The sequence below is a fragment of the Streptomyces sp. NPDC058685 genome, assembly GCF_042714725.1.
Taxonomy (GTDB): Bacteria; Actinomycetota; Actinomycetes; order Streptomycetales; family Streptomycetaceae; genus Streptomyces.
This window is the reverse complement of sequence record NZ_JBHXSL010000033.1, coordinates 25,001-45,689: the sequence shown is the minus strand read 5'-3', so window position 1 is coordinate 45,689 and position 20,689 is coordinate 25,001. Positions and strand designations below refer to the sequence as shown.

Below are 20,689 nucleotides of genomic sequence, written 5' to 3'. Positions count from 1 at the left end.
CCGGCTCATGTCACTCCCCCTCCCCTTTCGGATCGATACGGACCGGGCGCAGCGCGACGGCAGCGACCACGGCGACGAACAGCAGGATCCCCGAACCGGTGAGCACCGCGACCTGCAACCCGTCCGTGAACGCCTCGATGCTGCCCCGTTCGAGAGCGCTGCCGGCCGGCTCGGGCAGAGTCCTGGCGACCTCCAGGGCGGCCTGAAGCGTGCCGCGGGCCGCCTCACCCGCCTCGGCCGGCAGTTGCGCGGGGATGACGTCCTCCACCTCACGGCGGTACACCGTCAGTGCGATGCTCCCGAGCATCGCGATGCCGATGGCACCGCCGAACTCGTTGCTCGTCTCCGACAGGGCGGAGGCTGAGCCGGCTCGCTCCGGCGGTGCGGTCGCGACGACGACGTCGGTGGCCAGCAGCACGACCATGCCCACGCCGGAGGTCATGATGCTGCTACCGACGACGATGACGGCCAGACCGCTGTCGGCGGTCACCAGACTCATCACGGCGAAGCCCACGGCGGCGGTGGTGAGGCCGGTGCAGAGGATGAACGCGGGGCGGATCCGCTGGGCCAGCACACCGGCCACGGTGAGTCCGAGGAACAGCGTGGCGATCGCGGGCAGTTGCCACATCGACGCGACGAACGGCCGCAGGCCCAGCACCGACAGCGCGTACTGCGAGCTCAGCATCATCATGCCGAGCATCGCGAGCTGCACCACCGTGGTGGTGACGATCGCGGTGCTGAACGCCCGGTCCCGGAAGAGCCGGGTGTCGATGAGGGGGTCCCGTGAGCGGCGCTGGCGCCGGATGAACAGCGCCCCGATCACGAGTCCCAGGATGACGGAGGACACCGACGTCCCGTCGAGATGGCCCTCGGCGAACTTCTTCGCGCCGTACACCACGGGCAGCACCGCGGCCAGGGAGAGCCCCGCGCTGAACAGGTCGAACCGTTCCGGGCTGGGGCTGCGGAACTCCGGGAGCAGAATCGGGCCGAGCACGAGCACCAGCAGCATCACCGGGACGTTGATGAGAAACACCGAGCCCCACCAGAAGTGCTCCAGCAGCACGCCCGCGGTGATGGGGCCGAGCATCGCACCGGCGGCGAACCCCGCGGTCCACAGTCCGACAGCCGCCCGGCGCTGACCCTCGTCGTGGAACATGTTCCGGATGAGCGACAGCGTCGACGGCGCGAGTGTCGCTCCCGCGACTCCGAGCAACGCCCGGCTGGCGATGAGCAGTTCGGGGCTGCTCGAATAGGCCGCGAGGACCGAGGCCACACCGAACCCGGCCGCCCCGAACAGCAGCAGTCTGCGCCGGCCGATCCTGTCGCCCAAGGCCCCCATGGTGATGAGCAGCCCCGCGAGCAGGAATCCGTAGATGTCCATCATCCACAGCACCTCGGAGGTACTGGGGGTGAGATCGGCCGACACGAACGGCACCGCGTAGAACAGCACGCTGATGTCCATCGCCACGAGGACGCAGCACAGCACGATCACCACGAGGCCGAGCCACTCCTCGTACGTGGCCCTGACCGGGGGCGTGCCGGTGCTGTGGGCGGTCGGCGCGCCCGATGTCCCGGTCACCGCCGTTCGCCGCCGGTGATCGCCGCGGCGACCGCAGGGGACGCCGACGCGGCGCAGGTCGTGCCCGCCGCAGGGGTGCGTCCGGTCACGAGGTACTCGGCTTCATGGCTGCGCGCGCAGGCGGAGTTGAGGATGCCGGTGTGGCCGTCACCCTCGACCGTGAGGAGCCTGCTCCCGTCGATCCTCGCCGCGAGACGCTGCGCCCACAGATGCGGAGTCGCCGCGTCGAAGCGGGTGTTGACCAGCAGAACCGGCGGCGCGCCACGGACCCTCAGCGGGGCGGGCGGGTTGGCGGGCTTCACCGGCCAGCCCACGCAGCCGCTGGTCCAGTCCCAGAACTCCGAGTAGCGCCAGGTGTGCGGTGCCACCGAGCGCAGGTGCGCGGACTGTACGGCCATGTCGAGGAAGCCGCGGGTGTTCGGCGCGAAGTCGTGGCACCCGACGGCCCGGTAGGCCTTGTACTCCGGCTGCAGGAACGACGCGGGCGTCACCAGGCCCGTGGCGTCGGCGTCGCCGGCGAGTCCCGCCGCCTGCGCGAGCGCACCGGCGAGGAGGGGCCACGCGGACGGTTGGGTCAGGAAGGTGTACGCGCCGTTGGCGAGCTCCTCGGCGGTGGCGTTACGACCGAGGTCGGAGGCGGGGATGCCCGAGGCCGCGGCCGTCTTCATGACGGCGTCGTACGTCGCCGGCACATCGGCGCCGCGCAGCACGCACTGCTCGTCCCTCTGGCACCAGTCGGCGAAGCGCCGCAGTGCCCTCTCGGTGGCGCGTGCCTCGTCGACCGCGGCGAGCCGGGCGGGCCTGCTGTGGTCGACGACTCCGTCGAGCACCATGGTCCGTACCCGGTCGGGGTGGCGCTGGGCGTAGAGCGAGCCGATCTCCGTGCCGTACGACAGGCCCAGCCACGAGATCTTCTGCGCACCGAGTGCCTTGCGGAGGGCTTCGACGTCGGAGACGACACTGCCGGTGTCGACGTGGTTGATCAGCGGTCCGGTCGCCTCGCGGCAGGCGACTCCCGCCTTCTGGTTGAAGCGTTTGAGCTGTTCGAAGGCGGCCGGGGTACGGGGGAAGGTGCTCACGGCGGAGTCGTGCAGCGGCTCCGGGCAGGTGATGGGTGAGCTCTGGCCGACCCCCCGCGGATCGAAACCGATCACGTCGAACCGCTGACGCAGGGGTGCGAACTCGGGGGCGGCGGACAGCAGGTCGCTGTAGGCCACCGCCGCCATGCCGGAACCGCCGGGGCCACCCGGGTTGAACAACAGCGGGCCGATCCGGTTCGCCGGGTCCAGCGCGGGCAGCTTCGACAGCGCCAGGGTGATCTTCTTCCCGTTCGGCTTCGCCCAGTCCAGCGGCACCTCCACCGCCGCGCACTGAGCGCCGGGCACTGAGCCCTCGCCGCAGTCCGCCCAGTCGATCCCGGCCGCGCCGGCGGCACTCTCCTCCGGGGACAGGTCCTGCGCCTGGGCCAGACCGGGCATGACCACTGCGAGGGCCATGGTGCTGCCTGCGGCGACCATCCCCCGGACGCGGCGGGACCACCGCGCGCGATGTTCCGACATGTCAGATTCCTTCACTGTTTCCGGATCTCGACCCGGTCAGGGCCCGATTGACGCCGTACTGGTTACGGCTCGTCACGGTGTCCGTGCGACGACCGCGATGAGGGAGCTGCCGGCGGGCGCGGGAAGCCGGCGGGTCAGCCAGTGATCGATGCGGCTCAGCCGGTACATCAGCTGGTTGACGGGTGTTGCGGGGGCCTTCACGAAATGGCTGTACTCCGAGGTCGCCGCCTTGAAGAACAGCCTGCGCAGGAACAGCGGCAGGACCGTCCACGCGTAGTAGTACCGCACCTCCAGCACCCGCAGCCCGGCGGATTCCAGCGCCGCGCGCAGGGACGCGCGGGTGTAGCGGCGGAAGTGGCCGCTGAGTTCGTCGAACTCGCTCCACAGAGCCATGAGCGCGGGCACCGTGATGACGCCTCGGCCGTCGGGTCCGAGCAGGGAGGCGACCCGGCGCAGCGCCGCGTCCTGGTCGTCGATGTGCTCGAGCACATCGAGCATCAGCACCAGGTCGTGGTCGGCGCCGCGCGGCCGTCCCTGCACGAAGTCGGCCACCTCGATACGGTCGCGCACCGGCGAGTCCGGGGCCACGAGCACGCGGTCCGGCTCGATCCCCTCGACATCGCCGAAGGACTCGAGCCGTCGCCAGATGAACCCGTCACCGCAGCCGACGTCGAGGACCTTCGCCCGCCGGCCGTGCCACCGGCCGTGCTTGCGGACGTAGTGCAGCACCTGGTGTTCGCGGGCGCGCCACCACCAGTGCGTGCGGTAGATCTCGCCGTAGACGCCGCTGTAGGCGGCGTTCATGAGGGTCGAGTCCACGGTCGAGTCGGCCGTCACGTCGCCCTGGCCCTGAGTGGACGGGTCCACGCTCATCACACCTACTCCGTGGGGTCTGCCTGGCCGCCCTCGCGGGAGACCAGGTGGTGGCGCTCGAGTTCACGTTCGGAGCCGCGCAGCGAGACGATCTCCTCGAAGCTCGGCATCGCCGGTTCGCCCTCGCCGGGGATCAGGCTGCGGGTGACGTCCATGAGCAGCTGCTTGAGCGCCACCGGGTTGCGCAGCAGGGCATGCCCGGACACGGCGACCTCGATGACGTCGTCCTGGTCGAGGCCCGCCGACTCGAACGCCTTGCGCACATCGGCGATGTCCACCCAGTCGTCGTCGGCCGCGACGAAGTTGCGTACGGGGATGTCGAGTACGGACAGGGCGTCGATCGTGGCCGACAGCTCCCACCAGTTGACGACCCTGGTCTCCGCGACGATGGGACGCGGGTCGACGGAGTGCTTGTCGATGTGCACCCGAGGGGGCAGATCGTCCAGCTCCCAGTCGAGGTAGTCGGTGTCGAGAACCTTCAGCAGCGTCTGCCGGCCGTTCACGACTCCGAGCATCAGCGCGATGTTGTCGGCGCATTTGCGGTCCGCGGCGAAGTGCATCACCGGCAGCGCCGACAGACTGGTCGCGACCATGGAAACCGCCTCGACCCCCTCGCGTTCGAGCGCCGTGTCGACCACCGCGGTGAGGGCCTCCATCAGCTCGGTGACGGAGTAGTCGACTATCTCGCCGTCACTGAGCCCGACGTGGTCGAGCGCGTCGAAGCGGTACACCGTGGCGCCGTTGTACGTCAGCATCAGCGCGAGCACACCGGCACTGCGCATGCGCTGGCCGAACCCCGGTGCCATGATCACGACCGGTCCGGTGGCGTCATCGTCCGCCGGGCCGTCCCGCCACACCGCGACCGTCCGGCCGTTCTTTGTCTTCACGTCGAAACACTCTGTCGACATGGCTCCCCCTCCTTTGAACCGTGAGCTGTTGACTGTTGGCTGTGTGTCCGTGCTCGTCAGGTGGTCCGCACCGTCTCGGCCAGGCGCAGTGCGCAGCCGTGGTGGGTGGACGTGCGCATCCTGCGGTGGATCTCGACCGTGGTGCCGCCTCGCCCGCACGGGCAGACATCGGTCTCGGCGGATCCGAAGTCCTCCGCCAGCAGGAAGCACGGGTAGCTGCGCGCCGTCGGGTCCAGGTACGACATCAGGCCCGCCTGCCCGGCGGGCACCGGGGACAGATCGCGCGGGTCGCGGACGATGACCTCGACCCACGGCGGGACGTGCTTGCGGTGGTGCTCACACTCGATGAACGCGGTGTTGAGCTCGACCTGGTTGAACACATCGCGCACCTGCGACTGCGAGGCCAGCCCGAAGGTGTCCACGGCGAGGGACCGCAGATGGGCCGGGTCGAGCCGGGTCGACTCGTCCTTCTTCCAGCCACCGCCGGTGATCACCGCCATCCGGTCGCCGGCCGACAGCTTCACGCTGTTGTCCGACATGTGCCGCAGCAGCGCCGCCACGAACACCGGAGGGCCCGCCACGCACGCGAACCGTCCGTCGGCCAGCGCGCCCTCCAGGTCCCGCACCACATCGTGCAGGCGCAGGACACCGTCACCGACGTACGAGCGCGTGGAGGCGAACATCTCGACCAGCGTCATGATGTAGCTGATCCACACGCCGTCCGCCTCGCGCCGGTTGGGCCCGAGGTGGAACATCTCGCCGTCGTCGTCGAGGTCGATGTCGCCGTAGAGGTCGACCCAGATGTCGCCCTCGGGGCGCAGCGAGCCCGCAAGCCGCTCCAGCGACGGCTCGTCACGCCAGACCATGCTGCGCGTGCCACTGGTGCCGCTGGACTTGAAGACGTCGCAGTCCTGCGCGGGCACGCTGCGGACGTCGACGCGCTTGAACAACCGGGTCGGGAACTGCGGCACGTTCAGCAGCCCCGCGGGCTCGTCGAGGTCGGCGAGGGCGAACCCCCTCGCCTCGGCGAAGCCGCGGTAGTCCGCGTTGTGCTCCAGATGATGTGCGACGGCGGCGGTGATGAGGCGATGGCGCAGCGCGGCCTGGTCCGCGCTCGCCATCGACCACCAGTCGTCGTCCTCGAAGATCAACCGGTCGAGTTCGGCGAACTCGGTGCCGATCAGCACGCCGGACAACGGGTGCCCGGCGTCGGTCCGGGTGGTCATCAGGCGTCCTCGCTCGGCTTCCAGCCGATACGCGGCAGGACTTCCTCGGCGAACATGTTCATGTTCTCGAGGATCCGGTCGCGGTTGAGGGTGGCCTCCACGCCGAGCTGGAAGTTGCGTACCCCGGTGACCTCCATGGTGCGGCCGAGACGGTCCACACACTCCTCCACACTGCCCACGATGCTGTTCTCCAGCATGTAGTTGGTGAAGTCGGCGTTGGTGCGGTCGCCCCGCAGCGCCGCGGCCTGCCACTCGCCGTACTGGAAGCGGTAGTTGGGCAGCTTCTGGAGCTGCTCCATGGTGAAGGCGGCGTCGTCGTGCTCCTGCTCCCACCAGCACATGTGCTTCCAGATCTCGTCGTGCGCCTTCTGGGTGGTCTCGGCGACGTGGGCGACGGTGCACAGGGCGTGCGGCACGGTGGTGGGGTCGATGCCGTGGCTGTCGGCCGTCTCGTTGTAGAGATCGATGATCCCGCGCATCGCCTCGTACGCGCCAATGGCCGGCATGATCAGCGGAATTCCGCGCGAGGCGGCCCACTCGATCGTCGACGGCGACTGGCCCACGCCGTACATCGGCGGGCTCGGCTTCGTGTACTGGGTGGGGAACGGCGTCACGTCGGGGAGCGTGATCTCCTGGCCCTCCCACTTGGCGCTGCCGGTCTCCCAGATGCTGCGGATGATGTCGACGTACTCGGTCTGCAGGATGTGGGACTTGGCCGGGTCGACGCCGAAGGCCTCGAAGTCCTTCGGGAAGTACCCGCGGCCCACGCCCAGGATGAACCGGCCATGGCTGAGCTGGTCGAGCATGTTGGTCTGCTCGGCGATACGGATCGGGTGGTCCAGCGGCAGGATGACCACCGCGGTGCCAACCTTGATCTGCTTGGTCCTGCCGAGGACATAGCCGGCCATGGTGAGCGTGTTGGGGCACAGTCCGTAGCGGGTGAAGTGGTGCTCCAGCAGCCACGCCGACTGGTAGCCGATCCTGTCGGCCTCGACGGCGAAGTCCATCGAGTAGTCGAAGACCTCCGTCTCCGACCAGTGGTCGGGGTGGGCCGTCGTCAGCATCACGCCTACGTCCATCAGATTTCTCCTCTGTGTGGTGCGGTTGGGAAACTTGGCGGTCGGCCGGAGGCCGTCACATGAGCAGGTCGCGCAGGCGCCGGTGCTCCAGGAACTCGGACTGGTCGATGGGAACGACCATTCCCTTGCCGTAGTTGAGCCTCGGGGCCTCGACCGCGACCATGCGGGTCATCATCTGGAGCGGCTGGAGTCCGTCGTGCGAGCCGCCGAGCCGGAAGAAGGGCGACAGGCCGGCCTCGACGAACCGGCAGGCGCCGCGCCGGGCGAGTTCGTGGCGCAGCTGTTCGTGCAGCGACCAGGGGGCGAGGCCGATGGTCTGCACCGTGGGGTCCACCCACTGGGAGACCTCGGCCAGGTCCGCGACGGGGTGCACGAACACGGTCCGGGCGCTGGGGAGTTCACTGACGCCGGCCGGGTCGGCGATCAGGATCGAGCCCCAGGAGCCGGTGCGGACGCGCTGCCCGAGGAACTGCTGGGCGGCGACTTCCATCGCTGCCTGCGCGGCCTCGTCGGCGGTGACCGAGGTGCGCGGCAACATCTCCTCGTAGCGCTCCAGCTCCTTCTGGAGCAGGTCGGCGAACTCCTCGGGCTCGGCGTCGGTGAACACCTGGTGGGTGGAGAAGCAGGCGCGCTGCTCGTACATCGACGCGTCGTGCGCTATCCCGCGGGTCGCCCTCGCCATGTCGGCGTCCTTGCCCACGACGGTGAAGCTGCGCCGCGGACCGTAGGGCACGACGATCGCCTCGGACGAGCAGTTCCGGTAGGCCGCGTTCACGGCCTCGGCCCCGCCCCAGGCGCAGATGACGTCGGCGCTGCCGAGCAGTTGCCGCCCGAGCTCGCTGTCCCGCTCCCAGAACACCGCGCTCACGGACCTCGTCACCGGATGCGTGGGGTCGATGTCGGTGAAGCTCTGGGCCAGCGCGACGGCGGTGGCGGGCTCGCCCGCGGCGTACTTCAGAACCGAGGTGTTCTTGGTCAGGAGCGCACGGATCAGCGAGACCGTGGTCGAGTACGGCACGTTGCCCGGAAGGATGTGGACGCTGCGGCCCCGCGGATAGGCACGCACCTCGGCGTCCTCGCGGGGGATCCAGCGGTCCATGATCTGCCGGTGGCCGAGTTCCACGGCGACCATGTCGTGCAGTTGCGCGTGCGCCCGCAGGGTCGCCGAGATCAGGTCCGCCTCGGCGTCGGCCATCTGCTGGGAGTAGCCGTGCATCCGCTTGAGCTCGCGGACGTAGAGCCTGCGGCGGGCGTACTCCTCGTTGTTCCAGAGATGGCCGATGCGGTTGAGGTAGGCGACGATCTCCTGCAACGGGGTCTCGGCGAGGTCGGTCGGTGGGTTCTCCAGCCGTTCGACGAGCGCCGGGGTCAGCCGCGGGATCGCGGACTTCGCTCCGTTGGGGAATTCGAGGATGCGGGGGTCGCCGTCGGGCTCGACGCGCTCACCCCACACCATGAACGGATGGGCCTTCACCTTCGTCGGCGCCGGCAGTACCACGTGACCGGTCACGAGCGGTCACACCTCCTTCGACTGGCTGATGTGTGTGTCCCAGGTCCCGCGCAGCACGCTGAAGGCCTCCGCCGCGGCGGTGTCGGCGTGGGCGCCGAACAGTTCGGCCTGCAGGCCGATGGCCTTCAGTGAGCGCGGATGCGGGAAGTCCCGCAGCTCCGAGGCGTAGCAGCGCATCGCGTCGAGCTTGAGCGTGAGCGTGTCGCTGATGTCGCTGTAGAGGGCGGGCACGAACGGCTCGCGCCCCGCGTAGCCCGCGTCGGTGGCCGACAGGGTGGAGAAGCCGAGCAGCCAGCGCACCGGACTCACATGCGGCCGGCACGCGATCATGCAGGCGCGGGCGGTGAGTTCGTGATCGATGTTGAGGTCGCCGCTGTGGTGCGTGTAGACGGTGTGCGGGGCCAGCTGTTCGACCACGGCGCCGACCTGCTGGGCCAGGGTGAGCAGCGGGTACGTGTCGAGCTGGTTGTCGGCCAGGTCGAGCCGGTGCACTCCGGCTGCGCCCAGGACCGCGCAGGACCCTGCCGTCTCCTCGGCCGACAGCGCCGCACTGCCCTCGGGGTCGGGGTCGTCCGCCCGCGACGTCTTGCCCTCGGCGAGGATCAGGACGTGCACATCGTCGCCGGCCTTCGCGTGCCGGGCCAGCGTGCCGCCGGGGCCGATGACTTCGTCGTCGGGGTGTGCGACGACGGCGAGCACCGTGCTCATGCGGGGGTCCCCCTGACGATGTCGGCGCTCTCGGGCCCGCAGTTCATCAACAGGTCCAGCACCGACAGGTGCGAGTGGAAGCTGTTGCCCGCCTGGGGGTACACCGGGTGCGCGTAGTGGAAGTAGTCGATCCGGATGCCCTCCAGGCCGTCCGTCTTCAGGTAGTTGACCGCCTGGGGTCCCGCGATGAACGCGTCGGCGCCGAACCGCTCGCACAGCAGCGGGATGATCGTCTGCCGGTCGAACGCGGGCAGGTCCAGCTGTGAGATCCGGTGCACCGGAGTGTCGATCTTCAGCTGCTCCAGGCAGTAGTCGATGAAGGGCAGGCACACCTCGTTGAGCGTGGTCAACTCGGTGGCGTAGTAGGACTCCAGGAACTCGGCGTGTGTCCTGAAGTGGGGCGCACGGCGGTAGGCCATCTGGACGGCCTTCCAGTGCCTGCGCCGCCAGCCGTCGTCCACCAGGTGCACCTCGTCGATCGGCCGCTCGGCGCGCAGGTCCTCGTGCGCGAGGGGAATGGTCAGCAGCAGGTCGCCGCCCGGACCGCCGATCGTGTTGCGGTTGAGCATGTTGCGCCGGCCGATCCGGCTGCGGTCGTGCAGGACGAACAGATCCGCTCGGGCGATCTTGGCGAAGTAGCCGAGCCACGGCAGGTAGGCGGGCTGGTGGGCGCTGATGATCACCGTGCCTCCCCGTCCGGCCACTCGACGACACGGGCGGCGGCCGCGTACGCGCCCCAGCCCGCCTTGAACCTCTCCTGGCCGCCGCCGGCCGCCGCCCCGAGGTCGACCGTGCCGACACCGCGGTCGGTGAGCGCCGTGAGCGCCGACCAGAACGCCAGATGACCGGCGTTGAGCGTCCGGCCCCGCGCGGAGGTCAGTTGCAGCAGGTGGAACGCGCCCGCTCCGCCCACCGCGAACACCGATGCGGCCTGGATGCCTTCGCCGTCGGCGACCACGGTGGTGACGGCGTGGTCCCCGTCGGCGAGAAAGTCCAGGTCGGCCGCGGTCGCGGCCGATCTGACGCCGTTGCGTTCCAGCGTCTGGTGCCGTAACCGCACCAGTTCGGCCGCCTGCTCGGGCACCGCGGCCGACGCCACGAGACCCTGCTTGCGCGCTCGGCGCACGGCAGTACGGGAGCTGCCCCGGGCGGCCTTCCACACCTCGTCCGCCCCCTGGGTGAGGTCGAGGAGGTAGGTGCTGCGGCCGGGCAGGGTGGGCCAGTGTCCGAGCTGCCGCTCCACTCCCGGGCAGGCACCCTCGGGCGGCAGCAGGGTCGACAGATGGGTCAGCCCCTGTTCCCGGCATACGGCCTCGGCAAGCTCGCCGAAACCGGGCAGCTCGCCCCGCCAGTCCGCGGACACGGCCACCGATCCGTAGCCGAAGCAGCCGATCTGCGCCCGCCGGCCCTTCACGCACAGCGGCAGCAGCACCTCACCGGCCCGTCCCCAGCGCACCACCGTCGGCACGAACCGGAAGTCCGGCGCGTCCGCCAGCCCGAGCCTGAGCCAGCGCCTGCGCGCGAACGGCAGTTCCTCACGCGTTTCGGCCAGCCGTGCGTCCCAGGCGGACTCCGCCACCACCGAAACGGTGTGCTTCTCCCGCAGATCAGTCACGGCCCGCCTCCTGGTCCCGCACCGACCGGTCGGCCGCGATCATCGCCCTGGCCAGCAGCGGGGCGGTGAGCCGCGGCTGCGGCTGCTTGGCCACCGTCAGCACGCGCGGCCACAGGGATTCCGCGCCGTCCATCGCACCGGCCGCGAAGTCCGCGTAGGGAGCGAGCTTGTGCAGCGGGTAGTAGTTCCAGGTGCTGGGCACCCCGTGCTCCGCCAGGGCGGACGCGAACCGGAACCGCTGGCCGGGACGCCGGAACAGCAGCTCGATCCCGGGACCGAGATCGGGGTCGGCGGCGACCGGAGTGCACGTCGTCAGCTCTCCGGTGACCACCGTGCGGACTCGGTCATGGGTGGCCGCGGCCTTGTCGGCCGCCTCCGCGGACGTCTCCCACAGCGCGGCCGCCGCGGCCACTTCCCAGCGGGACGGGGCGCCTCGGCGCACCTGGCCCGCCTCGGCCGGCAGGTGGTCGGCCTTGGTGTGCGACCAGCCCGGCGTACGGGACTGCGCACGCTGGAGGGCGGCACGGGCCGGGCCGGGTGCGTGCGCGACCAGTCGCGAACCCACCGCCCGTCGCAGCGGGGCCAGTTCGCCTCCCCGACGCAGTGTCCCGGCGTCATCGGCGGGAGCCGAGGTCAGCAGGGCTCCCCCGCCGATGCCGCCGAGTTGTTTGCCCTCCCCGAAGCTCAGCACGATGGGACAGTCCGTCCGGCGGAACCGGCTCAGCACCCGGGGCGAGACGCCGGCCTGGGCGAGGTCCAGCACCACGGTGCCTTCGAGCCTCTCGATCCGCGCCGCGTGGCACCACTCGTTCAGGCCGAGGGCATTGGTGAGCACGACGGCACGACCCCTCAGGTCCACCGAGTCGAACGCGGGCCCGTCAGCGGGGTCGGCGTCGACCAACACAGGCCGCGCACCCGCCGCGAGTACGGCATCCGCCACCGCGGGGCAGTTGAAGGTGGACAGCACGACCTCGGCAGCACCGGTCTGCCGCACGGCGAGTTCGAGCGCGGCCCGACCGGTGGCGGTCAGCACACACCGGCCCCGTCCCGCCTGCTCGCGCAGCCGGGCGGCGAGACCCGCCCTCGCGTACCGGGGCCTCGCGGCGGCGCGCGCCGTCGCGGCAAGGCGACCCGCGGTCATACGGGACGGGTGGAGGTAGCCGATCGGGCGCCGCGGCACGGGGGCGTACCACAGGTCGGACTCTGCCTGGCCGGACTCTGCCTGGTCGTGGATCACGGCTGACGTACACCCGCCGTATCGGCCGTCCACTGCGGCCAGTCGGTGCGCTCCAGGCGCAGCGGGATCTCTCCGCAGCCACCGCGGACCCACTCGATCGTCTCCCGCAGTCCGGCCTCGAAGTCACGCACCGGCCGGTAGCCCAGCAGGTCGCGGGCCTTGGTCAGGTCGGGCTTGCGCGACTGGATGTCCGGCCCGGTGTGCGGGATGTGCCGGATCTCGGTTCCGGTGCCGCTGAGTTCACGGGTCAGCCTTGCGAGTTCGGACACGGTCACGTCGTTCGTCTCGTCACCGATGTTGAATGCCTCGCCGTTCGCCTCGGGCGTGTGCAGGCAGCGGATCAAGCCGGCGGCGAAGTCCTCGGCGTGGCACCACGCCCGCGACTGCGAGCCGTCGCCGTGAACGGTGATCGGCTCCCCGGCCACGGCCTGAGCCGCCAGGACTCCGACCGCGTAGGCACCGGTCCGCAACGGGCCGTACACGTTGAACGGCCGCACGATCGAGAAGGGCAGGCCGTCCTCGGTCCCCCAGGCCGCGGTCATCGACTCGGCGGTGACCTTGCTGACGGCGTAGGACCAGCGCGGATCGTCGGAGCGGACCGACAGCCACTCGCTCTCCTCGGCACCCTTGGCGTCGCTGCCGTACACCTCGCTGGTGCTCAGCAGCAGGAAGCGGCGCACGTTCGGGTTGCGGGCGGCGTAGTCCAGGGCGACGGCGGTGCCGTCGATGTTGACGCGCAAGGTCTCCCGGGGTGCGCTGCGCACCTTGTTCACGCCGAGGAGGGCGGCCGCGTGCACGACGTAATCGGCCTCGCCGAACCGGTCGAGCGACCCGCGCTCGGTGATGTCGGCCCTGCCGGTCTCGACGGCCGAGTCACCGAGCAGCCCGGACAGCCAGGCGGGGGTGCCCTCCGGCTCGCGGCTGTCGACCAGGATCACCCGGTGTCCCGACCGGACCAGGCCGGCGGCGACCCAGGTCGCCAGAAAGCCGAAGCCGCCAGTGATCAGAGTGCGCGGCGCGGTGTGCTGATTGCTCATGACCTGCCCATTGGTTGAGTCGACCTGTGCACGATCTCGGTGACCACGCCGATGACCCGGTCGCAGTCGTCGTCGGTCATCCCGCGCCACAGCGGCAGCGAGAGCAGCCCGGGAAAGGCGGCGTCCATGGCCTTGAAACCCGTCGTCAGCCTCGGCTCGATCTCCGCGAACGCGGGCAGCCGGTGCAGCGGTGTGTAGTGCACCTGGCATCTGATCCGCCGGGCGAAGAACGCGGCCAGCAGGTCCTTCTTGGAGATGCCGAGGCCGGCGACGTCGAACACGACGGGAAGCAGGTGATGCGCGGATCCGGCGCGTCGTCCCCGGGGCACCGCCCGTACGTACGGCAGGCCGTCCAGGGCGTCGTGATAGCGCGCGGCGAGCCGGGCACGCGCGAGCCGGGACTCCTCCGCCCTGCCCGCCTGCACCGCTCCGACCGCCGCGTTGAACTCCGACAGACGCAGATTCATCCCCGGCGCCTCGATGGAGTACGGCCAGGGACCGTGGTCGTCCGTGTGTTCCCCGACCGGCGCCATGTTGTGATTGCGCGCCAGGCGCAGTTGCGACAGCAGGCCCGCGTCCGTCGTACTGACCGCGCCGCCTTCTCCTGCGGCGATCGGCTTGGTCGGGTGGAAGCTGAAGTACGCGGCGACCGATGCCGGCCACGATCCCACCGGGCGTACGCCGTCGTAGGTGCCTCCGACCGCGTGGCAGGCGTCCTCGACGAGATCCACGCCGTAGCGTCCGCACTGCGCCGACAGCGCGTCCATGTCCGCGCAGTGTCCGGCGTAGTGCACCGGCAGGACCACGATCCTGGCGTAGTCGCCGTGCACGCGCTCCAGCAGCTCGCCGAGACTCTCGGGACAGAGGGTGAGGTCGTCCGGCGAGACGTCGCAGAGCGCGACGTCCCAGCCGAGCAGGCGGGCCGAGGCAGGTCCGGCGGCGAAGTTGAGTGTCGGCGACACCAGGAGCTTGGGCCCGGTCACCGCGCGCCCCAGTGCGTGCAGCAGCGCGAACACCGCACTGGTCCCGCTGGACAGGGTGACCGTGGGGGCGCCGGTCAGCCGCTCCAGTTCCTCCTCGAACCGCACCACCTGGCTGCCGTTGGTCCAGAACCCGGACTCCAGCGTCGCCATCAGGGCATCCGCTTCCTCGGCGTCCCAGTAGGGGCGGGCGTAGGGAAGGTCAGGTTCGGTCATCACTCCTCCCCCCGCAGTCGACCCGCGCGGCGAGTCCGGGGACGGAGGACAGCCATTCGTAGGTCACCCAGCAGTTCTTGCGGTCCTCGTAGTCGTCCTCCTGCACCTCGAAGACGACCCCGACCTCGTCGCTGTGCGAGGCTGCCGCGTCCAGCGCGACGGTGAGCATGCCGGCGAGCAGGTCGGGCGCGATGTCGCCGTGCTGCGGCGGCACGCCTTCGACGCACTGGTCGGGCCACATCGGCATGGCGTGTCCGGAGAAGGACGCGAAGTGCAGATGCTTGACGGGCAGCGCCGGGAGATCGAACGGGCCCACCGGGTCCGGACGTTGCTCCAGCCGCGCCATCGCGGTCAGCGTCGTGTACGACACCGCCCAGTGGCATACGTCCCAGGTCACCCCGACCCGGTCCGAGCCCAGCTCGGCGAGGGGCTCGAAGTCCGCCGGCGTTACGAAGACCGAGTCGAAGTCGATGCCCTGCGCACCGATGACGGGCATGTTCTCCATGCCGATCCAGACGGGCGAGTCGCCGAGATACGCGTCGAGTTCGGCGACCCGCTCCACCACCCTGGCCCGCGCACCCGGCAGATCGAACGCCGGCCAGTCGGCCAGCTGGACGAACTGGTTCGCGTGCAGGACGACGCCGAGCGCGCCCACCTCGGCGGCCAGGTCGCAGAACCGGCGCAGTTTGTCGTAGCCGCTGCGGTCGCCGACCCAGTCGGCGTTCTCCGTAGGGAAGTGCAGGGTCAGCCGCCGGGCGCCGACGTCGAAGGCGTGGCGCAGATTCGCGCCGAGCACGCGCCACTGGTCCTCGTCCTCGATGTCGCCGCCGTCGAAGACGTACGCCTCGAGACCGCCGAGTTCGCGGGCCCAGCGTGTTTCGATCTGGTCGCGCCGCAGCCCGTCGAAGGTGAGCCGCAGCGTCGCCGCTGTGCTGGTCACAACTGCTCGACCTCCGCCGCGTTGAGCATGCCCCGGCAGTCGAAGATCAGGTTCGCCGAGGCGAGCACCGTCTCGTAGTCGATCTCCTCGTGGTCGGTGACCAGCAGCACGGCGTCGGCCGCGCGGCACTCGGCCGCGGTGAGTTCGACGGAGGTGAAGGAGGCTGCGTCCATGTCGATGCCCAGCCACGGGTCGGTGATCTTGACCGTGGTGCCCATGCTGACGAGTTCGGCGCCGATGGCGAACGCGGGCGAGTTGCGCGAGTCGGCGACGCCTGACTTGAAGGCGACGCCGAGGATGAGCACGGTCGCGCCGTCCAGGGTCTTGCCCTGCTGCTCCAGCGACGCGGACAGCCGCTGCATCACATGGCGTGGCATCGATTCGTTGATCTCGGCCGCCGCGTGGAGCAGTGCGCTCTTGTGTCCCGCCGAGTTCAGCGCGTGGTTGAGATAGTGCACGTTGTTGGGCAGGCAGTGCCCGCCGACGCCGGGACCGTGGTGGAAGGGCATGAACCCGAACGGCTTGGTCGACGCGGCGGAGATCACCTCGCGCAGGCTGATGTTCATCTCCGACGTCGCCTTGCTCAGCTCGTTGACGTAGGCGATGTTCAGATAGCGGAAGGTGTTCTCCAGCAGCTTGGTGAACTCCGCGACCTCGCAGCTGGAGACCGGCACGACCTCCTTGAAGACCGTGCCGTAGAAGCTCCGGATCGCTTCGAGCGCCTGGTCGCCGAGCCCGGACACCAGCTTGGGTACGTCGCCGAGCGCGCCCTCGCGGCCGGGGTCGACCCGGTCCGGGCTGTAGGCGAAGAACACGTCCACGCCCGACGTGAGGCCGGAGAGCTGCTCGAAGAGGGGCGCGATGTGCCGGCGCAGTGCGCCGGGGTAGACCGTCGACTCGATCACGATCAGCGCACCCGGCCCGGCAACGGCGGCTATCTGCGCCAACGCCCTGTCCACGTAGGTCAGATCGGGTGTCTTGTCCTCGGTGAGCGGAGTGGGCGTGGAGATCAGATAGACATCGACCTCCGGCACCTCGGCCAGGTTGGACACCGGTACATAGCGTTCGCTCTCGGTCTCCCTGCGCAGTTCCTCATCGGTGACGTCGACGATGTACGACCGGCACGCCCGCAGTGACGCGAACCGGACCGGATCGATCTCGACCGCGTACAGGGTGTGACCGGAGGACGCGATGGCGATGGAAAGCGGCAAACCCACGTATCCCTGCCCGATAGCCGCGACTCGCACGTTCCCCTCCTTTCGTCGTAAGCCGTTGTGGCAGCACTCGGACCAGGACATGCCGACGGCAGTGTCCGATGATGGAAGGACTGGATGGAACTGGTGTTCAGATCTGCTCGGGACCCGCCGCTTCGCCTTCGAAGATCGGCAGAGCCTTGGTGGCCACCCGCAGTGAGCGCTCGTTGAACCGCGCGGCCGCGGCCACCGACCCCAGCGACACCGCCGCCGTCACCGCGGCGGCCGTTCGCACGACGCGCGATCCGGTGCGGATTCCGGCCAGGCCGGCGAGCGCCCCGCCCACCAGGCCGAAGCGGCTCAGCACCCCGGTCAGCGCCAGCGAACCCACCGCTTCCTCGACGTGGCCGCGCAGGCCCAGTCGGGAGTCGTCCCGGTAGCTCTTGGGCTTGACGTACGTCACCGTGCTCATCTCGAGACCCAGCGCGGCCATGATCGCGCCGACGTTGCCCTTGGTGAACGTCAGGTTGCCCAGCCGACGGGCGACGTCCTGGCGCATCACGAAGAACGAACTGGCACCGTGCGGAATCGGGTGCCTGCCGAACCGGGTCTCCAGGAAGTAGAACACCGCCTGGCCCACCAGCAGCCGGGTGGGATCGTCACGCTTGCGGGTGGAGGTCACACCGAACACCGCGGCGACCTCGGGGCCCGACTGCTCGAGAGCCGCGACCAGTTGCGCCACCACCTCGGGGGGCGTCTGCATGTCGGCGTCGAGAACACACACCATCGCTCCGCGCGCGGCGATCATGCCCGCCTTGCTGGACGCGGGCTGTCCGCAGTTGGGGCGAAGCTGCACCCATCGGAACTCCGGTGTCGTGGCGCGCAGTTCGGCCAGAACACGGGCGGTGGAGTCCGTGCTGCCGTCGTCCACCGCGAGCACCTCGAAGGAGCGGCCCCAGTTCTTGCCGACCTTCACCGCCCGCTCCACGGCCTCCCTGGCGATGTCCTCCTCGTTGTACATGGGGATGACGAAGCTGAGGTCCACGCCGTCGGCGGTGTCGGTCGGCTGCTCGTCGAGTGTCCGGCTCATGGCTTCCCTAGGGTCGTGGTCGTTTCTGACGCTCTCCGCCATCAGCGGGCCCGCTTGAAACTGATCATCATCTGGGCGGTGGGGGCGAACCGGGCGCGCAGGAAGTCCACTCCGGCGAAGAAGGCGGTCAGCGGCTCGTACACCCGGTTCATATAGGCCGGCTTCTCCCGGCTGACCTTGATCCAGCCCCGGTCACTCAGCCACGCCATGACACTGATCGCCCACTGGGGCGCGCCCTGCGTGTAGTAGCTGTCCACCTTGGTCAGGCCCACCTGGGAGCCGAGCCGGGCGAGGCCGGGCTCGGTGAACAGCACGAAGTGCCGGGGGCAGTGCAGCCCGCCCCAGTTGCGGTGCCGGAATATGCGGGCGTCGACGGTGGCGGTGTTCGGCGTCTTCATCAGGAGCACGCCGTTCTCCGACAGGAGTCCCGACATGGTGGCCATGACCTTCCGCGGGTCGGGCACGTGCTCGATGATGCTCATCATCAGGATCAGGTCGAACGGCTCGTCGGAGGTGAACTCCTCGATGGGCATGCAGTGGTAGACATGGCCCGCCGCCTCGGCGAGCGGCGCGGCCGCCGCCTGCAGGTCGACCTCGTGGGTCTCCACCACGCGGTCGTCCACCCGGCGCACATTGGTGAGCAGCCAGCCGGACCCGCCGCCGACGTCGAGGACTCTCAGCTTCTCGCCGGGAATTCCCTTCAACACCTTCGACAGCATGCGGCCGTCGAGCTGCGCCTTGATGCGCTCGGTGAAAGTGGTGGACTCGCCGATTCCACCGTAGGAGTAGTAGTTGGCGGGGTAGATGAAATCGAGGCGGTCCACCGGCGGCGAATCCAGATAGACGGCGGTGCACGACGGACAGAGCGCGTAGCGGTACTCCTCGTCGCTGGTGAAGTACTCCTTGTCGTACGCCTTGGCGAACAACTCGACCGCGGTCTCCCCGCATATGGGGCAGGCCATCAATGTCTCAGCCACGACGAGCCTCCGTTATCAGCGTCCTGACGGCCGCGCCATATCCGGTGCGACTTGCCTCCATGTCCGCGGCAAGCGGGGTACGCGAGAAGAACAGCGCCATCTCCGGGAAGCGGGTGTAGGAAATCGCCGGGTCCCAGTGATGCAGCAGATGCTGGTTGAAGCCGGCCGAGCCGAAGGTGCGCGACACCGGCCCCGTACCGAACATGCGGTTCACCGGTCCGTGCAACTCCACCGAGAAGTCGACGTCGCACGGGGCGTCGAGGTGGCGGTGTTCGACGACCGTCCGCACGGTCGCGAGGAGCGGGAAGACGGCTCCGACGGCGATGATCCAGGTCAGCGCGGCGAGGTACGAACCTGTGACGACGAGAGCGGTCAGGATCGCCGCGTGCACGGCGAACGAGCGCACCGACGCCAGCAGTCCGCTGGACGTACGGCTGGACTTCTTGCGCGGCTGACTCAGGCTCCGCTTGCGCAGCAGGACCTCCAGCACATGGATTCCGGTGACCGCCTTGAGCATGTTCAGCACGGAAAGGCACAGGTGATACGTGGTCTCCGTGTCTTCGTGGTCGCCCAGATGGGCATGGTGGGCCATGTGCGTGTAGCGGTAGTTGACGGTGGTGGACCCGTAGAGGATCCACACGAACCAGTCGCCCAGCCTGTCGTTGGTCTTGCGGCGCGGTGCCAGGTTGGTGTGCGCCGCCTCGTGCCCGAACAGGAACAGCGAGTGCAGCCAGAAGCCGGTCCAGCAGGCCGCGGCCGCGACCAGCACGACATCCGCCCAGACGGGCCACGACGCCGGTACCGGCGCGAGGACGAGCACGCCGAAGGCCAGGAACAGATAGCACAGACCGATGTCGCGCCACACGATCCCGAAGCGCGGACGTAACGTCTTGCGGTAGTCGACCCACCGCACGCCGTCTTCGGAGACGATCGACGGTAAGTGCGGGGACCCGGGATTCCCTCTCCCCCGGGTCTCACCTCTTGCTGGCTCCATAACCCATTCCCGATTTGTCGTAGGCCTGTTGAGCGGACCGAAGACACGATCCGCCCGCACGGCAACTTCCCCATGTTTGTCGTAGGCCTGTCCGGCGGATCACAGATGCACGATCCGCTCGCGCGCCGACTTCACTGTTTTCGGGCACAGGCATGCACCGAGTACGGAAAAAGGAATGCGATCCGTCCGCACCCGCGTGAACGACTGACGTCCCCGTCCGGCAGACCCCTATGACATCAGGGCACCTCGGCAGTGACCACAGACATGAAAAGCCCCCCAACACTTCCCCCGGATTCAGGTCTGGAAGAAGTGAAGCACAGCAGCAACGCTCCGCACAGGCTCGGCCACGACTTTTTTGTCCACTGTCTAAGAGCTGACATGCTGACACGGCGGGCCCGCCCACGGGCGTTGGGTACCCTGCCTCCCACCACCACCTGGACAGGACGAAGGAGAGCCGTGATCCGGTTAGCCAGAGCGACGGAGCTGACGCAGCTTCAGGACATCGAGCGCGCCGCGGGGAAGTGCTTCGCCGACATCGGCATGGCCGCGATCGCCGAGGACGAACCGCCGTCGCTCACGGTCCTCGGCTCGTACGCACAGGACGGCCGCGCCTGGGTGTGGGCGGAGGACGACGACCTGCCCGTCGCCTACCTGATCGCGGAGTTGGTGGACGGCAACGGACATGTCGAGCAGGTGTCCGTACACCCCGACCACGCCGGGAGGAGGATCGGGAAGGCCCTCATCGAGCACGCCGGGGCCTGGGCCACGGCGCAGGGAGCACCGGCCCTGACCCTCACCACCTTCACCGAAGTGGTGTGGAACGGGCCGTACTACGAGAGGCTCGGATTCCGGCTGATGCCGGAGGCGGAGCTGACACCCGGCCTCCGCGAGATCAGGGCAGCCGAGGCCGCACACGGCCTGGACAGATGGCCGCGCGCCTGTATGCGCAAGGAGCTCTGACCCCGCGC

At 69.5% G+C, this 20,689-nt stretch carries 19 protein-coding genes; 1 reads left to right on the top strand and 18 read right to left on the bottom strand.

Annotated elements, in window-relative coordinates:
• Positions 1-10 precede the first annotated feature (10 nt).
• The 18 genes from ACFWU3_RS24335 to ACFWU3_RS24250 all read right to left on the bottom strand — a co-directional run bounded on the left by ACFWU3_RS24335 (position 11) and on the right by ACFWU3_RS24250 (position 19,640).
• Positions 11-1,579 carry an MFS transporter gene (locus ACFWU3_RS24335; RefSeq protein WP_384441332.1) on the bottom strand — a complete coding sequence of 523 codons (1,569 nt, stop codon included), beginning with the start codon at positions 1,577-1,579 and terminating at the stop codon, positions 11-13.
• On the bottom strand, positions 1,576-3,138 hold the full coding sequence (locus ACFWU3_RS24330) for an alpha/beta hydrolase (RefSeq protein ID WP_384441329.1): 1,563 nt from the start codon (positions 3,136-3,138) through the stop codon (positions 1,576-1,578). The genes ACFWU3_RS24335 and ACFWU3_RS24330 overlap by 4 nt, the downstream gene beginning before the upstream one ends.
• Before the next feature lie 72 nt (positions 3,139-3,210).
• The gene (locus tag ACFWU3_RS24325) at positions 3,211-4,011 is read right to left on the bottom strand and encodes a class I SAM-dependent methyltransferase (RefSeq protein ID WP_384441326.1); all 801 of its coding nucleotides are present in this window, start codon (positions 4,009-4,011) and stop codon (positions 3,211-3,213) included.
• A 5-nt stretch (positions 4,012-4,016) separates the two neighbouring features.
• Positions 4,017-4,919: a hypothetical protein gene (locus tag ACFWU3_RS24320; RefSeq protein WP_384441323.1), complete on the bottom strand. Its 903-nt coding sequence runs from the start codon at positions 4,917-4,919 to the stop codon at positions 4,017-4,019.
• A gap of 56 nt (positions 4,920-4,975) precedes the next feature.
• The gene (locus ACFWU3_RS24315; protein ID WP_384441320.1) at positions 4,976-6,145 is read right to left on the bottom strand and encodes a hypothetical protein; all 1,170 of its coding nucleotides are present in this window, start codon (positions 6,143-6,145) and stop codon (positions 4,976-4,978) included.
• Positions 6,145-7,224: an LLM class flavin-dependent oxidoreductase gene (locus tag ACFWU3_RS24310; RefSeq protein ID WP_328863213.1), complete on the bottom strand. Its 1,080-nt coding sequence runs from the start codon at positions 7,222-7,224 to the stop codon at positions 6,145-6,147. Before ACFWU3_RS24310 ends, ACFWU3_RS24315 begins: the two co-directional genes overlap by 1 nt.
• A 55-nt stretch (positions 7,225-7,279) precedes the next feature.
• Positions 7,280-8,734, bottom strand: a complete 1,455-nt coding sequence (locus ACFWU3_RS24305) for an aldehyde dehydrogenase family protein (RefSeq protein WP_384441317.1) — start codon at positions 8,732-8,734, stop codon at positions 7,280-7,282.
• Positions 8,735-8,740: 6 nt separating this feature from the next.
• Positions 8,741-9,442: a PIG-L deacetylase family protein gene (locus ACFWU3_RS24300; RefSeq protein ID WP_328863211.1), complete on the bottom strand. Its 702-nt coding sequence runs from the start codon at positions 9,440-9,442 to the stop codon at positions 8,741-8,743.
• Complete coding sequence (locus ACFWU3_RS24295; protein WP_384441314.1) at positions 9,439-10,125, bottom strand: WbqC family protein; 687 nt, start codon at positions 10,123-10,125, stop codon at positions 9,439-9,441. The genes ACFWU3_RS24300 and ACFWU3_RS24295 overlap by 4 nt, the downstream gene beginning before the upstream one ends.
• Positions 10,122-11,057, bottom strand: a complete 936-nt coding sequence (locus ACFWU3_RS24290; RefSeq protein WP_384441311.1) for a GNAT family N-acetyltransferase — start codon at positions 11,055-11,057, stop codon at positions 10,122-10,124. The genes ACFWU3_RS24295 and ACFWU3_RS24290 overlap by 4 nt, the downstream gene beginning before the upstream one ends.
• The gene (locus ACFWU3_RS24285) at positions 11,050-12,294 is read right to left on the bottom strand and encodes a DegT/DnrJ/EryC1/StrS family aminotransferase (protein WP_384441308.1); all 1,245 of its coding nucleotides are present in this window, start codon (positions 12,292-12,294) and stop codon (positions 11,050-11,052) included. The genes ACFWU3_RS24290 and ACFWU3_RS24285 overlap by 8 nt, the downstream gene beginning before the upstream one ends.
• Positions 12,291-13,331, bottom strand: a complete 1,041-nt coding sequence (locus ACFWU3_RS24280) for an NAD-dependent epimerase/dehydratase family protein (protein ID WP_384441305.1) — start codon at positions 13,329-13,331, stop codon at positions 12,291-12,293. Before ACFWU3_RS24280 ends, ACFWU3_RS24285 begins: the two co-directional genes overlap by 4 nt.
• Positions 13,328-14,527, bottom strand: a complete 1,200-nt coding sequence (locus tag ACFWU3_RS24275) for a DegT/DnrJ/EryC1/StrS family aminotransferase (protein ID WP_384441302.1) — start codon at positions 14,525-14,527, stop codon at positions 13,328-13,330. Before ACFWU3_RS24275 ends, ACFWU3_RS24280 begins: the two co-directional genes overlap by 4 nt.
• The gene (locus ACFWU3_RS24270) at positions 14,514-15,467 is read right to left on the bottom strand and encodes a sugar phosphate isomerase/epimerase family protein (protein WP_384441299.1); all 954 of its coding nucleotides are present in this window, start codon (positions 15,465-15,467) and stop codon (positions 14,514-14,516) included. The genes ACFWU3_RS24275 and ACFWU3_RS24270 overlap by 14 nt, the downstream gene beginning before the upstream one ends.
• Complete coding sequence (locus tag ACFWU3_RS24265) at positions 15,464-16,714, bottom strand: nucleotide sugar dehydrogenase (RefSeq protein WP_384441296.1); 1,251 nt, start codon at positions 16,712-16,714, stop codon at positions 15,464-15,466. Before ACFWU3_RS24265 ends, ACFWU3_RS24270 begins: the two co-directional genes overlap by 4 nt.
• A 97-nt stretch (positions 16,715-16,811) precedes the next feature.
• Entirely contained in the window at positions 16,812-17,750 is a 939-nt protein-coding gene (locus tag ACFWU3_RS24260; protein WP_384441294.1) for a glycosyltransferase, read from the bottom strand.
• A 41-nt stretch (positions 17,751-17,791) separates the two neighbouring features.
• On the bottom strand, positions 17,792-18,727 hold the full coding sequence (locus ACFWU3_RS24255; protein ID WP_384441291.1) for a class I SAM-dependent methyltransferase: 936 nt from the start codon (positions 18,725-18,727) through the stop codon (positions 17,792-17,794).
• Positions 18,720-19,640 (bottom strand): fatty acid desaturase family protein, encoded by a 921-nt coding sequence (locus ACFWU3_RS24250; RefSeq protein ID WP_384441288.1) that lies wholly within the window; start codon positions 19,638-19,640, stop codon positions 18,720-18,722. Before ACFWU3_RS24250 ends, ACFWU3_RS24255 begins: the two co-directional genes overlap by 8 nt.
• A 537-nt stretch (positions 19,641-20,177) precedes the next feature.
• Between ACFWU3_RS24250 and ACFWU3_RS24245 the strand changes: the two genes are divergently transcribed.
• On the top strand, positions 20,178-20,681 hold the full coding sequence (locus ACFWU3_RS24245; protein WP_384441286.1) for a GNAT family N-acetyltransferase: 504 nt from the start codon (positions 20,178-20,180) through the stop codon (positions 20,679-20,681).
• Positions 20,682-20,689 lie beyond the last annotated feature (8 nt).